The organism is Pseudomonadota bacterium, from assembly GCA_027620075.1.
Lineage (GTDB): Bacteria > Pseudomonadota > Alphaproteobacteria > Rickettsiales > UBA6187 > 1-14-0-20-39-49.
This window is the reverse complement of the sequence record JAQCEY010000002.1, coordinates 418,754-434,167: the sequence shown is the minus strand read 5'-3', so window position 1 is coordinate 434,167 and position 15,414 is coordinate 418,754. Positions and strand designations below refer to the sequence as shown.

Annotated in this window: 15 protein-coding genes, 1 tRNA gene and 1 other RNA gene; 8 read left to right on the top strand and 9 right to left on the bottom strand. The window is 39.4% G+C overall.

The genetic code is table 11. From position 1 onward, the window contains the following. The first annotated feature begins 17 nt into the window (after positions 1-17). Positions 18-905, top strand: a complete 888-nt coding sequence (locus O2942_05135) for a hypothetical protein (protein ID MDA0781633.1) — start codon at positions 18-20, stop codon at positions 903-905. Positions 906-910: 5 nt separating this feature from the next. Here the strand turns inward: O2942_05135 and purL are convergent, their stop codons facing one another. The 4 genes from purL to O2942_05115 all read right to left on the bottom strand — a co-directional run bounded on the left by purL (position 911) and on the right by O2942_05115 (position 4,862). Then, positions 911-3,109 (bottom strand): phosphoribosylformylglycinamidine synthase subunit PurL, encoded by a 2,199-nt coding sequence (purL, locus tag O2942_05130; protein ID MDA0781632.1) that lies wholly within the window; start codon positions 3,107-3,109, stop codon positions 911-913. A 1-nt stretch (position 3,110) separates the two neighbouring features. After that, entirely contained in the window at positions 3,111-3,782 is a 672-nt protein-coding gene (purQ, locus tag O2942_05125; GenBank protein MDA0781631.1) for a phosphoribosylformylglycinamidine synthase subunit PurQ, read from the bottom strand. A 70-nt stretch (positions 3,783-3,852) separates the two neighbouring features. Beyond that, on the bottom strand, positions 3,853-4,095 hold the full coding sequence (purS, locus tag O2942_05120; GenBank protein ID MDA0781630.1) for a phosphoribosylformylglycinamidine synthase subunit PurS: 243 nt from the start codon (positions 4,093-4,095) through the stop codon (positions 3,853-3,855). Beyond that, entirely contained in the window at positions 4,092-4,862 is a 771-nt protein-coding gene (locus O2942_05115; protein MDA0781629.1) for a phosphoribosylaminoimidazolesuccinocarboxamide synthase, read from the bottom strand. The genes purS and O2942_05115 overlap by 4 nt, the downstream gene beginning before the upstream one ends. Positions 4,863-4,997: 135 nt before the next feature. On the opposite strand from O2942_05115, the gene O2942_05110 reads away from it, so the two are divergent. The 7 genes from O2942_05110 (at position 4,998) to O2942_05080 (ending at position 10,123) form a co-directional block, all read left to right on the top strand. Next, complete coding sequence (locus tag O2942_05110) at positions 4,998-5,312, top strand: DUF1476 domain-containing protein (protein MDA0781628.1); 315 nt, start codon at positions 4,998-5,000, stop codon at positions 5,310-5,312. An 84-nt stretch (positions 5,313-5,396) separates the two neighbouring features. Next, on the top strand, positions 5,397-6,116 hold the full coding sequence (locus tag O2942_05105) for a TerB family tellurite resistance protein (protein ID MDA0781627.1): 720 nt from the start codon (positions 5,397-5,399) through the stop codon (positions 6,114-6,116). After that, entirely contained in the window at positions 6,113-6,988 is an 876-nt protein-coding gene (locus O2942_05100) for an EamA family transporter (GenBank protein MDA0781626.1), read from the top strand. The genes O2942_05105 and O2942_05100 overlap by 4 nt, the downstream gene beginning before the upstream one ends. Further along, positions 6,985-7,719 (top strand): N-acetylmuramoyl-L-alanine amidase, encoded by a 735-nt coding sequence (locus tag O2942_05095; protein MDA0781625.1) that lies wholly within the window; start codon positions 6,985-6,987, stop codon positions 7,717-7,719. Before O2942_05100 ends, O2942_05095 begins: the two co-directional genes overlap by 4 nt. A 102-nt stretch (positions 7,720-7,821) precedes the next feature. Then, on the top strand, positions 7,822-9,072 hold the full coding sequence (gene lysA / locus O2942_05090) for a diaminopimelate decarboxylase (protein MDA0781624.1): 1,251 nt from the start codon (positions 7,822-7,824) through the stop codon (positions 9,070-9,072). A gap of 77 nt (positions 9,073-9,149) precedes the next feature. Further along, a tRNA-Leu gene (locus tag O2942_05085) sits at positions 9,150-9,237 on the top strand. Between the two features lie 355 nt (positions 9,238-9,592). Beyond that, positions 9,593-10,123, top strand: coding sequence for a hypothetical protein (locus O2942_05080; protein ID MDA0781623.1), 531 nt, complete (start codon positions 9,593-9,595; stop codon positions 10,121-10,123). Positions 10,124-10,283: 160 nt separating this feature from the next. Here O2942_05080 and O2942_05075 read toward each other — a convergent pair whose 3' ends face one another. The 5 genes from O2942_05075 to O2942_05055 form a co-directional block, all read right to left on the bottom strand. Continuing rightward, a complete protein-coding gene (locus O2942_05075; GenBank protein MDA0781622.1) occupies positions 10,284-11,198 on the bottom strand; it encodes a response regulator in 915 nt (304 codons plus the stop codon). A gap of 75 nt (positions 11,199-11,273) precedes the next feature. Next, the gene (locus O2942_05070) at positions 11,274-11,921 is read right to left on the bottom strand and encodes a dienelactone hydrolase family protein (GenBank protein ID MDA0781621.1); all 648 of its coding nucleotides are present in this window, start codon (positions 11,919-11,921) and stop codon (positions 11,274-11,276) included. Between the two features lie 30 nt (positions 11,922-11,951). Further along, positions 11,952-12,317, bottom strand: an RNA gene (gene rnpB / locus O2942_05065) — RNase P RNA component class A. 59 nt (positions 12,318-12,376) lie between these two features. Continuing rightward, on the bottom strand, positions 12,377-13,093 hold the full coding sequence (locus O2942_05060) for a hypothetical protein (protein ID MDA0781620.1): 717 nt from the start codon (positions 13,091-13,093) through the stop codon (positions 12,377-12,379). Positions 13,094-13,191: 98 nt separating this feature from the next. After that, on the bottom strand, positions 13,192-15,405 hold the full coding sequence (locus O2942_05055) for an adenylate/guanylate cyclase domain-containing protein (GenBank protein ID MDA0781619.1): 2,214 nt from the start codon (positions 15,403-15,405) through the stop codon (positions 13,192-13,194). Positions 15,406-15,414: the final 9 nt, after the last annotated feature.

Genomic DNA, 15,414 nt, shown 5'->3' with positions numbered 1-15,414 from the left:
TTTTTAATAAAAAAATAATGAAAAATATTTTTTCCATTACGGCAATTCTTTTTGTAATTAATCCGATAGCCTTAGCTAATGTGGAAGGCGTTAATTTTAATGCTGAAATAATTTCTTATAATATCAAATCTGCACAAAGCAGGTCTAGTTTTGATCCTAAAATCGGATTTGAAATAAAAGTTACGCACCCTAGTTATAAAATTTTAGATGCTAATTTAAATAAAACTAAAGTTACCGGAATTTATCAGAAAGGAAAATATGTTAACGGTAAATTTTTATACGGCAAAACCGATATAAATATTCTTGATAGCGTTCAACAGCCTAATCCTGATTGTGATTATTGTAAAAATCTAAGTTCGGGGCGTTTTTCTATTTCGCCTATAATTGATAACAGCCTGTATTTAAAGTATGAAAACAACTCGGTGCAGATTGATGATATATATAATTATAATGTTAGGGCTGATATTTATACCAAGGTTGCTGACGGCAATGAAAAAGAGGCTGTAATTGATGATGTTGTTTTAAAAATAACGGATTTGGATATTAGTGAGATAGCAAAGCGTAATATAAGCCGTTTTTCGAAAGATATAACAAACGAAAAAGTTAATTTCACCCTTAAAGAAAGCGGTAGCAAGGGTGGAAGCAACAATCAGATGTATTATGGATATAAGATAGTAAATAATAATGAAGAACAATATATTAGCAGTCTAAGTGTTATTGACGGTGATAAGGAGGTGTTCTTGGATCAAAAATCCTACGGAGGTCCGATGAAAACATTATCAGGTAATAATAATTCCGCCTATCTACCCGAACAATATCTTAATAAGCCTCTAAAGATAAAAGTTTATTATTTTGATACAAAAGAACATTTGGTTCGTGTCAATCAAGATTTAAGAAAAGAGTAGATTATTTACCCCATATATTCGGGCAAGACCTTCTCAAAAATCCCTTTAATCTCGGAGATTTTAATTGAGCTTCCATTTATTTTAATGCTACTTCCGCCTGTAGTTCCTATTTCTTCGGCATATATACCGTTTTCATCGTTGGCTAAATATAATATATCGACTGCGTCCGAGTTCTTTGCGGTTATTATATAGCGAGCCTGATCTTCTCCGAACAAATATGCAAACTCAGCTATGTCGGTTTCAATTTTTAAGTTTGCACCGATATCATTTTTTAACGTCATTTCAGCAACGGCAACATATAACCCACCGTCGGATATATCGTGGCAGGAGGTTATTTTGCCGTCTGCAATAAGCTTGCGGACAAAATCACCGTTTTTCTTCTCGGTTTTTAGGTCAACGGGAGGCGGCGTACCTTCTTCTCTTCCTTCTATTTCACACAAATAAATAGATGAACCAAGATGCCCTTTTGTTTCGCCGATAACAATTATTTGTTCGCCTTCGTTTACAAATGAATTGCCCATAGTTTTTTGTGCATCGGCAATTATACCTACACCGCCGATAGCGGGGGTAGGGTGGATAGCAACGCCGTTGGTTTCATTATATAATGACACATTGCCCGATATGATAGGATAATCAAGCTCACGGCACGCTTCGCCCATGCCCTCCAGACAGCCTGTAATCTGCCCCATTATTTCAGGTTTTTCAGGATTGCCGAAATTCAGGCAGTTAGTAATAGCAAGCGGCTTTCCGCCTGTTGCAGTTATGTTTCTCCAGCTTTCCGCAACGGCTTGTTTGCCGCCTTCTATAGGGTCTGCATAGCAATATCTAGGAGAGCAATCGGTTGTTATAGCCAATGCTTTGTTTGTGCCGTGTACACGAACGACTGCGGCATCTGAGCCTGAGGCGGCTATAGTGTCGTTTCCTACCTGAGAGTCATACTGTTCCCATATCCAGCGTTTGGAGGCTAGGTTGGCATCGGATAGTAATTTTTTAAGAATGCCATTTATATCAGCCGGTTCTTTTAAATCATTAAAGTCGATTTCTTTTTGTTTCGGAGTGGGTTTATGCGGACGGTCATAAATAGGAGCCTGCTCTGAAAGAGGGCTTACCGGCAAGTCACCGACTATTTCGCCTTTATGTTTTAAAACCATGCGACCTGTGTCGGTAATTTTTCCGATAACCGCAAAATCAATTTCCCATTTTTCAAAAATCTTACGTGCAACATCTTCTTTTTCAGGCTTTATTACCATAAGCATACGCTCCTGACTTTCAGAAAGCATCATTTCATAGGCACTCATATTTTCTTCACGCTGCGGCACTTTATCTAAGTCAAGCTCAATTCCCGTACCGCCTTTATCTGCCATTTCAAGCGATGAACATGTTAAGCCTGCCGCTCCCATATCCTGAATTGAAAGGATACTATCGGTTGCCATAAGCTCAAGACATGCTTCCATAACAAGTTTTTCGGTGAACGGGTCACCAACCTGAACGGTAGGGCGTTTTTCTTCGGAATCATCATCAAATTCAGCAGATGCCATTGTTGCACCGTGAATTCCGTCACGTCCTGTTTTCGCTCCTGCATATACAACAGGGCTACCGACCGAAGATGCCGCCGAATAAAATATATTGTCAGCGTTTGCCAGCCCTACGCACATTGCGTTTACAAGTATATTGCCGTTATATGATTTGTGGAAGTTACATTCCCCCCCAACTGTAGGAATTCCCATGCAGTTTCCGTATCCTCCGATACCCGATACTACGCCCGATAGTAAATGGCGGGTTTTAGGGTGGGATAATTCTCCGAAACGTAGGGCGTTCATGTTAGCGACAGGTCTTGCTCCCATAGTGAAAATATCACGCATAATACCGCCTACGCCCGTTGCAGCACCCTGATAAGGCTCGATAAATGAAGGGTGGTTATGGCTTTCCATTTTGAATATAGCGGCTTGTCCGTCACCGATATCAATAACACCGGCATTTTCCCCCGGCCCGCAGATTACCCAATCGGCTTTTGTGGGTAGCTTTTTCAGGTGAATACGGGTTGATTTATATGAGCAATGCTCCGACCACATAACAGAAAATATGCCAAGCTCGGTAAGGTTAGGCTCACGCCCCATTATCTCAAGGACTTTGTCATATTCGCTACGGCTTAATCCGAATTCTTTTGCCGTCTCAAAATTTACGTTCTGTTTTTCTGCTGCCATATTAATTTCCCATACTGCTGATCAACGCTTCAAATAATGCCTGTCCGTCGGTGTTGCCCGTAATTTCGTCTGCCGCACGTTCAGGGTGTGGCATCATGCCCAGAATCCTTTTATTCTCACTAAAAACACCTGCTATGTTATTAATTGAACCGTTCGGATTTTCTCTCGTGTAACGGAAGGCAACCCGTCCGTTATCTTCAATTTCTTTTAAGGTTTCCTCATCGGTATAGAAATTACCGTCATGGTGAGCGATAGGAATTTGTATATGCTGACCTTTATGATAAGTTTTTGTAAATTCGCTATCGTTATTTTCTACAGTTAGCTCAACAGTTTTGCAAATGAACTTCAGGTTTTTGTTTCGCATTAGCGTACCCGGTAGCAAACCAGCCTCCGTCAATATCTGGAAGCCGTTACAAACTCCTAATATATACGTACCCTTTTGTGCCGCTTTAACTACTTCATTCATAATCGGTGACTTTGCCGACATAGCCCCCGAACGCAAATAGTCACCATAAGAAAATCCACCCGGCAGGGCAATAAAATCAAGCCCCTTAGGAAGGTCGGTATCGGCATGCCATACTTTTTTTACTTCTCTTCCCGATATGCTTTCTATCGTCTCATACATATCACGGTCACAATTTGAACCGGGGAATGTTATCACTGCTGCTTTCATATGTAAGTCTTAAGTTGTAAGTTGTAAGTGTTGGTTTTAAATATCTAGCTACTGGCAACTAGCAACTTAATCAAACCAATTCAAATCTGTAATTTTCAATAACCGTATTTGCAAGCAGCTTTTCGCACATGTTTTTTACGGCAGCTTCAGCTTTTGCTTTGTCGGTTTCGTTTATCTCAACTTCAATGAACTTGCCCTGACGCACCTGTTTTATGCCGTCAAAACCCAGATGCCCCAAAGCTCCTTGAATCGCCTTGCCTTGCGGGTCTAAAACGCCGTTCTTTAAAGTTATATATACCTGTGCTTTCATTATATATTTTCCTCATCATCGGATTTATTGTGATCTATAAATATTCCAAGCCTTCTGGCTACTTCCTGATATGCCTCCGCAACATCACCCATATCTCTGCGAAAGCGATCCTTGTCAAGTTTTTTATTGGTCTTTGCGTCCCATAGGCGGCATGAATCGGGGCTTATCTCGTCAGCCAGCAATATCTCTACATAGCCTTCTTCTTCGTCCTGAATACGACCGAACTCTATTTTAAAGTCGATAAGACGGATACCGACTCCGGCAAACATACCGAAAAGTATATCATTAATGCGTAATGCCAGATTTTTTATCTCATCAAGCTCAATAGGGTCTGCCCAGCCGAATGTAAGAATATGTTCATCACTTACCAAAGGGTCGTTTAGTTTATCATCTTTATAACAAAACTCTAAAAGAGGCTTGCTAAGTTCCGTACCCTCTTCAATGCCAAGGCGTGTTGATAAACTACCTGCGGCAACGTTCCTTACGATAACTTCCAAGGGTATTATATCAACCTGACGCACCAACTGCTCACGCATATTAAGGCGTTTTATGAAGTGGGTCGGGATACCTACGTCTTTTAGCTTTAACATAATAAATTCCGAAATCCTGTTATTCAGGACACCTTTGCCTGAAATAACATCTTTCTTCTTATTATTAAAAGCCGTAGCATCATCTTTAAAATACTGGATTATGGTTCCCGGTCTTGGTCCTTCAAAGAGGACTTTTGCCTTGCCTTCATAAATTTGTTTTTTTGTACGCCTAGGAGCCATTTTTTTATACCAAAATTAATATTAGATAGTATTATAACTTTCTGTTGAAAGAATTGTTGCTTATTACTATAACAAAAACACAAAAATTCAATCAAAAAAGCTATTATAAACAATAAAAGTAAGGAAAATGATACTATGGGTACATTTGATGACCGTCAAAAGGCTTATGAAAACAAATTCGTACATGATCAGGAAAGGGAATTTAAGGTTCGTGCAAGAGCAAATATACTCACGGCGAAGTGGGCTGCGGAGAAAATGCACTTTGAAGGCTCCGACATAGACGCATACGCAACCGAAGTTGTGGACTATTCTTTTTCTAATTCGGGAGAAAGTGCCGTTATTGAAAAAATGCTTACAGATATACGTTCAAAAGGTTTTGAAGTAGACGAAAAAGAAGTAAAAAATCAATATCAGCAATATTTAATTGAAGCAAAAGAAAGTTTTAAATAGATATTTTGTAAAGTTCTGTGTTAAGGTGTTTTTTTGTCATGGACGAATTTATTTTAAGAAAACTTTTCTGACCGTTGATTGCTTATGTCCGAACAACTTGTTTATGTAAAAAAAGGTCACAGAAGCGAAGTTATCGCAAAAAGAGAGGCTTCTTTAAGCAAAAAGAAGCTGGAAAAAGCCAATACGGCTCAGATAGCTTTTACTCTATATGTAATAGCTATTGCTGCTAAACTTGCAAATGTTGATAACCCTTCACAAAATCTTGATGAGCAGATAGTCTCATTTAAAGAGATATTCGCTATACCCGATTCTGAACCGAGTAAGGTTGAATCTTTTTATAAGGAGGCAGTAGTAGACGGTGTGGACGCTACTCACTATGCACATCAATTGACTAATTTATTTCCTAATAACAGGCTGTTATTAGAAGAACTTATTAATGACCTTTTCGTGTTCGCCGATGCAGACGGCTCTTTTACCGGTGAAAAAGCTGTTTTTTTGAAAAAAATAGTTTTTGCACTGAAATTTAATGAAAATTATTTTTCAAGGATTTTAAGGAAGCATAGATTAGATACAAGTAATGACCCGTTCAGGTTATTGAATGTTTCCAACAATGTGTCATATGTTGATTTGAAAAAGGCATTCAGACGTGCGATAAGCGATTGTCACCCCGATAGGTTTGCAAGTGGCAATGTAATGGTGGAAATAAAAGAATTGGCTAAAGAGCAATTTAATCTTTATACTCAGGCTTATGAGGCTATAAAGAGTAAAAAGGCCTTTAATAAAAAGACGCTTGAGAAAAAATGAAACCTGCACATGTTGCCCTTGCAATAGCGATAGCTATTATATGGGGATTGAATTTTGTTATTGCAAAATCAGTTTTGGCATACTTTCCTACATTCCTTATGTTATCCCTAAGACTGCTTATAATTGTGGTTATACTTGCTCCTTTCCTTCGAAAGCGTGTGTTGCCGCTAAAAGATTTGTACAAGATATCGCTTGTTTTTATAGTGGGGCATTTTGGCTTTATGTTCTTGTCTTTAGAACACGGGCTGGATTCTACCGTCGGGATAGTAATTGACCAGATGCGTGTTCCTTTTGCGGTTACCTTGGGATATTTCTTTTTTGGCGAGGTGATGGGTAAAAAGGGGATATTCGGTATATTCCTTGCCATACTCGGTACTTTTGTAATCGTGGGTACGCCTAATGTTTCCGGTAATTATGAGGCATTTTGGATGCTTATAAGCAGTTCTTTTTGTTGGGCAGTGTATAATATAATGGTAAAAAATCTCGGTGATATCAACCCAATGGCATTTATCGCATGGGTTTCTTTGCTTGGCTTGCCGCATATGTTCCTCATTTCCTTGTTAGTAGAGGATTATAATATTGACTTGCTGATAAACGCCCCTTTAAAAGAATGGGCTTCGGTATTTTATATCGCAATAGCGGCAACGATGGTAGCACACGGCTCATGGTATTATCTGCTGAAAAAATATCCTGTAAACGTAGTTGCTCCATATTCATTGCTGATACCGTTCTTTGGCGTAGCATCGGGCGTATTGCTTTTAGGAGAGCAGCTTACGTGGCAGGTGTTGTTGGGCGGGGCTTTGACAGTGGCTGGAGTATCAATTATTGTGATAAGAAAACCTAAATTTGCAAAGGCAGGAGATGTAAATTGAGCAATTTTAAGTCGCCTAATTTTAATGAAAGACCCGATAAGGCAAGCGTTGATATTATTGTTATGCATTACACCGGCATGAAAACGGCTGAGGCTGCCTTAAAAAGAATGTGCGATCCGGAGGCTCAGGTAAGTGCGCATTATATGATATGCAAAAACGGAGATGTAATTAACCTTGTTGACGAATCAAAAAGGGCTTGGCATGCAGGAATAAGCTGTTGGCGTGGCATTGCTTCGTTAAATGATATATCAATCGGGATTGAAATGGAAAATCCGGGGCATGAATTCGGTTATGAACCTTTCACGGAAAAACAAACGGCATCTGCGAAAGAACTGGCAAAAGATATTATGAACAGGCATGGTATTGAAGCACGTAATATAGTAGGTCATTCGGATATAGCGCCCTCAAGAAAGGAAGATCCCGGTGAATTATTTGATTGGCAGGGATTGGCAGAAGAGGGCATAGGTTTATGGCATGATATAAAAAAAGTATGGCGTGGCGGTGATGTTTTAGTTGAACCGGGTAAGGAAGATGTAGACGTTGCCAGAGTGCAGAAAATGCTTTCCGATTATGGCTATCATATCAGGGTGGACGGATATTACGGCAGCAAAACCGAAGATGTAGTTAAGGCTTTCAAACGGCATTTTGTTCCTGAGCAGGTAAATGTTTATTGGGATAAACTGTCAGAAGAGAGAATGAAAAAGCTACTTAGTATGATAGGCAAGGCTTAGGTTGTAGAACACTCCTTAGTTATTCCATATTATGTAGTGACATATAGGTAGAAAAAGTGTAAATGCTGTACCCTTAAAATATAAAAAGCATAAAGGCACTTTATGGATCACTTTAACTATAAAAACGGTGAATTGTTTGCCGAAAATGTTGCTATAAAAGAAATAGCAAAAAAAGTCGGCACGCCTTTTTACTGTTATTCAACAGCAACTTTGGAGCGTCATTACAATGTTTTTGCCGATGCGTTGAAAGATGTTAATGCAACGATATGTTTTGCCGTTAAAGCGAACTCAAATTTAGCCGTATTAAAAACCCTTGCTAATTTAGGGGCGGGGGGTGATTGTGTTTCCGAAGGAGAAATAAGAAGGTGTCTGACCGCCGGAATAGCTGCCGACAAGATAGTTTTCTCAGGTGTGGGCAAAACAAAGAGTGAGCTTGTATTTGCACTTAAAAACAACGTTATGCAGATAAATGTTGAGTCTGAAGTTGAGCTTGAGTCTTTAAACGAGGTTGCAAGTTCTTTAAACGTAAAAGCACCCGTATCGTTTAGGGTAAACCCCGATATTGATGCCGGAACTCATGATAAGATATCTACCGGACGCAAAGAAGATAAGTTCGGTATTTCATATGAACAGGCGAGGGAGATTTACAGCAAAGCCGCCAAAATGGAGCATATCCACATAAGAGGCGTTGCAACGCATATAGGCTCGCAGCTTATAGAATTAAAACCATTTAAGGCGGCATTTGCCAAGATACGATCACTGGTAGAAGATTTAAGGGCAGACGGACATAATATTTCACATCTTGATTTGGGTGGCGGACTTGGTATACCGTACAAAGACCAGCTGCCGCCATCGCCTGATGAATACGCTAAAATGGTAATAGAGGCGACAGACGGGCTGGGCTGTGAACTTGCGTTTGAACCGGGGCGTTTGATTGCGGGCAATGCCGGAATATTGGTATCTGAAGTTATTTATCTGAAAAAAACCGCTCATAGGAATTTTCTGGTCATAGATGCCGCTATGAATGACCTGATACGACCTACTTTGTATGACGCATATCATGAGATTATCCCTGTTGACGAAAAACCGAATGTACTGCAAATGGATATTGTAGGGCCTATATGTGAAACCGGCGATGTGTTCGGCAAAGAACGTAAGCTGCCTGAACTGATTGCCGGAGATTTGATAGCCATACGCTCGTGCGGAGCATATGGAGCGGTTATGTCAAGCGAGTATAACTCACGGTTGCTTATCCCTGAAGTTATGGTAAATGATGATAAATTCGCAGTTATAAGGGAGCGAGAGGACTATGAGGATATGCTCAAAAAGGATAAACTCCCTAACTGGCTGTAATTTTATTGAACAATTTTGAACATATCACTTGCACTAATACCGCAATGATAGTATTAACGTCTTTTCATTTTTTAAGTGCCTGCGTGGCGGAATCGGTAGACGCTGCAGACTTAAAATCTGTTGTCCTTTTTGGACGTGCCGGTTCAAGTCCGGCCGCGGGCACCAATGTTAGCGATTTGAAAAACTTGCTTTGTACTATTCCTTTTTCCATTGTGCAGGTGGAAACGTTGCTATTTTGCAATGATACGCACGTCTTGTGGTTATGACATTTGCATGTTGTAGGATATTTTTTCAGCTTTATTGGTTGCAGTATTAATACAAACTTTTGCTCTTATATCGTGATCTGAAAAACACTCTTTCACGTCTGTTATTTTTTAATAATTGTATAAATCCGTTCTACACCTCAAACTACGCCATCCACCGGAGGCTTCCGTTTGCTTTTACAAAACACTTTTTAATTATATGGAAAATACGAAAATTATGTTACAGTAAATGCTGTTAATATAGTCAAGGTGATATCATGAAAGATACAACTAAAAAACACACATACCCTTCGTTAGAATTTCAGGAACAGTTTAATTACAAGTTTGGAGGTAAGTTACGTATTGCTTCGGAATATAACCCTCCGGAAGGATATTCATCTAATGAAGAGCTTGAAGAAGAGTGTGCAAAGCATAGAGAGGTAGGTAGTTCGGATACTGCTGATAAATTAAGAAGCTTGTCTAGAAAAATATTTGATGCCAATCCCGGTCTTCAACAACAAATTGGGGATGTAAATGATAAATCTCTAGATATATTAGTACAAGGTGTAGCATCAAAATTCAATGCAAGCGATATTAAACATTATATAGGATTAATGGAGTCGTCTGCTAAAAATCCGGATGTTTGTAGTGCAAACTCAGAAACCTCTTCTAACTTGAGTAAATCTACAGGCATAAACGTTCGTTGGAGTGTATCGCCGGAAACTGAAAAAGCTATTAAAAATGAGCATAAGAAGGCGTTATTAAAGAGCGATACTAATACTAAAAGAGGTGTAGCGGGAATAGCATAGTCCGCGACCTCTTTAACACTCTTCATTTGAAATACATTCTAAGATTAATTTTTGTACCATTGAAAGTATATCAAACAAGGTAAATCATACCCTAAAATTATATAAATGAACCTGCTTGATACTATGTTCAAGCCATAGTGCGATGAAGGGGGGGGAGAAATCATTTCCTCATAAAAGTACATACAACTTTATTTCCCGGTTCGTGATATTGTACGTGTACGTCCATCAGGCTGTTTATAATAGCTATGCTGCGCCCGTTAGGTTCCATTAGGCGTACCGGATCAAACTCTTTGAATTTTCTCCAGTTAAATCCTTGCCCCTCGTCGCATATTGTAACTATTACATCGTCCTTTTTCATTTGTACGGATACATAGACCCTTTTATCCCGATGTTCGGGTGATTTTGACCTTTTTTCAATCTCTTCGTCAAGTTTATTGCTTAATGATAATGACTTTTTAAGCTCATATCCTATACAAAGGTTTCCATGTTCAATAGCGTTTATGATAAGCTCTAATATAGCAATACTGACCTTATCGGGTTTTGCTGCCAATGATGCTATGGCAGAAGATAAGTTTAGTGCCTCTTTAGTATTCCTAATTTCAAATCTAGCATTGGTGGCAAGCTCAAATGCTGCCTTTTCACATACGGCATTACGGACATTATGAACTGCAACTCCCTGACGTTCAAAGTTTTTTATAGCGGAGTTTACAACGGCTATCATCATGTCGGGATCAAACGGTTTTGTAAGATAGTAATACGCTCCGGCGGCTATCCCTTCGGTTGCTTCCTTGCTGCCTACATCGCCGGTTTGTATAATAACGGGTGTGTTCCTTAATATAGGGTGCATTTTCATCTTGGATAAAACTTCCATGCCCCCCATACGAGGCATCATCTTATCAAGCAATACAACGGAAAAGTCATTAGGGTGAGAGTCCAGCAAGTCCCATGCATCTTGCCCATTATCAATAACGGTTGATAGATACCCTTCTTTTGTAAGCCTGTGTTGTAGAATATCTAGATTCATGTCGTCGTCATCAACGACTAAAACACTTGCCTTGTTATTTTTTGTTGCCATTTATATCTCCCCCTTATTACAATTATATTTAATAATCGTTAATAAATCATTTATAAATAAGGGGAATAATGACTTTTAAAGCTCGTTTTTCAGGAATTTGATACCTAATTGAATGCCTGCCGGATCAATTCCGTGACCCAAGCCTTCCTGAGAGTAGCCGTGAACCATAACGCCTTGTTTTTGTAATACCGACATCGCATTACCAAAAGCGTCAAAAGGCACTATTTCGTCAGCCTCGCCATGTATAAGGCATACGTGAGGTTTGGATACTAATTCATCTTTAAGAAGGTGAGGGGCAACTAATGCACCGGAATATCCTAAAATACCCCCAAGCGGCTTCGGTCGTCTGAAAGCCGTGTGTAATGATAGCATCGTACCTTGTGAAAAGCCTATCAAGAAGATATCCTTATCTTCTAGACCTAATTCCTTCTTTTTTGCGTCTATAAAAGCGTTTAAAACGGGTTCGGCAAGCTTGACTCCCTTTAATATTGCTTCTTCACTGCGTTCAAGTAAGCTAAACCACTGCCTTCCCATCGGATACATATCACACGGGTAAGGTGCGTCAGGGGATACAAAATGAGCATCGGGCAGTGCTTCAGCGAAAAAATCCGCAAGTGAGATAAGGTCGTTACCGTCCGCACCTAATCCATGTAAAAATATCACTAATTGTTTTGCTTTTTTTCCTGATTCGGGTGGTCTTTGTGGACCTGTTAAATTTGTCATAATAATTGTATCTATGTGTATTTAAAGTAAAGTATTAGATGGTCTGTAAGCCGGGTTCTGTAATTGACGGCTATTCATCTGGGACATTTATCACTAAATGCCTCAAGCAACCTACCCGAATATCCGGTGTGGAAAACACCTGTAAAAAATACGCGATATTCCTATTTGGTCTTGCTCCCGGCGGGGTTTACCTTTGCCGTATGATGTTGCCATATACGCGGTGCGCTCTTACCGCACCTTTTCACCCTTACCCTAATGTTTAATAAAAAGCATTAAGGCGGTTATTTTCTGTGGCACTTTCCCTAGAGTCACCTCCGGTGGGCGTTACCCACCACCGTTTTTCCATGGAGCCCGGACTTTCCTCTGTGTAAACACAGCAGCCATCCGACCATCTAAGGTAGGCAATATGTACCATTTGGTTAATATTTTCAAGGGATAAATAAATTATAGTATAATTATAAACTACGGTGATTTTTATTCTTTTCGTTTAAATACTTACTTGTGTGAGTTTTTAGTGATTCTAGACTTTCGTCATCACTAATGTCGCCGTGCGTGCTTTTTGTTATAGGTGTGTTATTGGGAGTGAGGGGTGTTTTGTGTAAATCAATCAAGGCACTCATACATTGATCCTCGTCCGTAGTATAGTCCATATAATACTCATTTTGATCTATTAAGGGAAGCTTTGGAACAGGAGCGTTGTTTTTAAAGTAACTTTTAGTTCTATCTTTTTCGTGTTTTAAGAGCGTCTGAGACATTAAGTCGGCTGTTTTTGCCGAGTCGGTTTTTCTTATTTTATGCTCTGATAATTGTTCATACATGAAGATTCCAATTTCTTGGCTATCGCTATCTGTACTTTGCAGGAGGTCGTTAACTTTATCAAATGTGAATGTTTTGTCGTCCGGTGCAAATAGGTAGCTTGCACCCGTTTCCAGAGCATCTACAAAACCCTCAACATTTTTTTGTACAACTGCATCATAAAGACGCTGTTCGTCCTGAAACTTAAGGTCTTCTATTTTATCAAAAATGTCTTTACTGTTTTTCTCGTAATAAGGATTTGCACCTTTTTTAAGGTTTCTTCTAAAGCTTACTAAGTCGGCATTTTCAACAGACTGATGAAGAGCATTCTCATAACCGCTTAATTTTAAATTTGTTAAGTTTTGGTTAGCTTTCATATTATTTATCAAACCTTAAGCTTCATTAATTTGATTGAGGATTTATTGACTTTAACTTGTACGCCTGATACTTGCAAGTATTTTTAAGCATAATATTATTATTTACTAGTTGCAATAAAAACGCCGTCCCAGTCTTTTGGAGGCGGATTTTTTTCAAACTCTTTTATTCTCTCTTCGTATAGTTCGAACAGACCCTCAATATTAATAGCGGTTATTTTTGCAGCATGTGTTTTACATGACCGTAATAATGATTTGGATTTTTTCAGGTTTTGCGAGCGATACTCATGAAGCATTTTATTAAAATCGTCAGATAATAATTTGAAATTATCTGATATTTTTAATTCCTTATCTCCAAGTAAAGTAAAGATGCGTACAGGCTCTGTTTTCCCTTTTACCTGAATCAGGTCTAGCTCCAATGTTGCCATATCGTCTATCTTTTTCTTGGTGTTTTCACCAATTACTATGTTTACCCCATAGGTTTTGCTTTGTCCTTCAAGCCTTGATGCAAGGTTAACGTCATCACCTAAAACCGAATAGTCAAAACGTTGTTCCGAACCCATATTGCCGACACAACAGTTACCCGTATTTAGACCTATTCCGATATTTATCGGAATAAACTTACGACCGGCTTCTTTAGCCTCCTTTTCCTGCCGACTGTTCAATTCTACAAGTGCATCAAGCATTTTAAGGGCGGATAAGCAGGCGTTTTGTGCGTGGTTTTCATCATCTAGCGGTGCATTCCAAAACGCCATTATGCAATCGCCCATATATTTATCTATCGTGCCTTTCTTATCCAGAATGATAGTTGTCATAGGTGTCAGGAAACGGTTTATAAAATGCGTAAGTGAATGTGCGTCAAACTGCTCGGATATTGTTGTAAAACCTCGTATATCGCAAAATAATATAGTAAGCTCTTTGGTTTCACCGCCAAGCTTTAAGCTATCGGGGTTTTTTGCAAGCTGTTCAACGAGGGCAGGGGACATATAATGACTAAATGCGTTCCTTACCTGCTTCTTTTCCGTCTCCGAGCTTATGTATCGTATCAGGGATTCCGATAAATAAATTAAAGAGATAGCTATACCTGGTATTACAGGGTCAATCAGGGTTTTATATTCTAAAAACGAATACCATGAAAATGCAAGAGAGCCGCCTAATGACAACAATGTGAATAACGCTCCCCAAAGAGCTGAAAGCTTTGACATCATGATAATAAGGGTAAGCCCGACTGCAACCATCATTGCTATTTCAGCACCATGTACCCAGTCAGGTCTGTTTAAGAAATCTCCCGTAAGCATTTGTTCTAACGCCTGTACGTGTACTTCAACCCCGTTTGCGGCAGGGTTTAGCGGTGTAGCTCTTATATCCCTTAGTCCTTCCGAGCTAGTCCCGATGAAAATAATGTTGCCCTCCAAGTGTGATAAATCGTAATCGGGGTCAAGCACCTTCCATGCCGGAATATAGCGTTCTTGGGTGTATTGAGTGTAATATACCCATAATTTTGCGGTTCTATCCGTAGGTATCTCTAAATGCCCTATTTTAACCGATGTTATACCGCTATTCGTACCGAATGAAGTTTCACCGCTTGCACCTGCCGTTTTAATTATATATGTAGATGCTCCTTGTGCTATCCTTAGGGCTTCTGCCGAAAGTGAGGGGACAAAAGTGCTTGCAGTTATCAGTACCAGAGGAATTCTGCGTATTATTCCGTCATCATCAACAATACTGTTTAAAGCACCGTTACCGTTTGCCGCATCTTCTAATATTTTCAGGCTTGTTATATATCCCCTGAACCTTGAAAGGAACGGGCTTGGGTCATTGCCTGCATATGAATAGCCGGCTTTTGACTGTGCGAATTTACCGCTTATATCATTGTTTAAAACAAAACCCGTAACTACGTTAGCACCCGATATTGAATCGGCAAATAGCGTGTCGTGGTCGGGTAGCTCGTCAAGCAGATAAGAAAGCTTATCTTCCTTTTTCCATAATGATAATATGTGTTTGGGAGATGTTCTATCTTCTTCGGAAAACACGATATCCATTGCGATTGCAGCCACACCCGCCTCATTAAGCCTGTCTACCAGATCTGCCATAATGCTTCTCGGCCATGGCCATTGCCCCAGCTCTTCCAAGCTTTCATCGTCTATATCAACTATTTTAATCGGTTGGTCTGTGTATTGTCTGGGATATTTTTGCTGGAAGGTATCAAAAACCTTTAACTGCATTTGTTTGACAATCCTAAAGTCCGATATTTTAATATAAATCGCTAAAGACAAGATTAATAGTGATATTAGTATTCTTAAGGTGTTATTCATTTTTCAGAC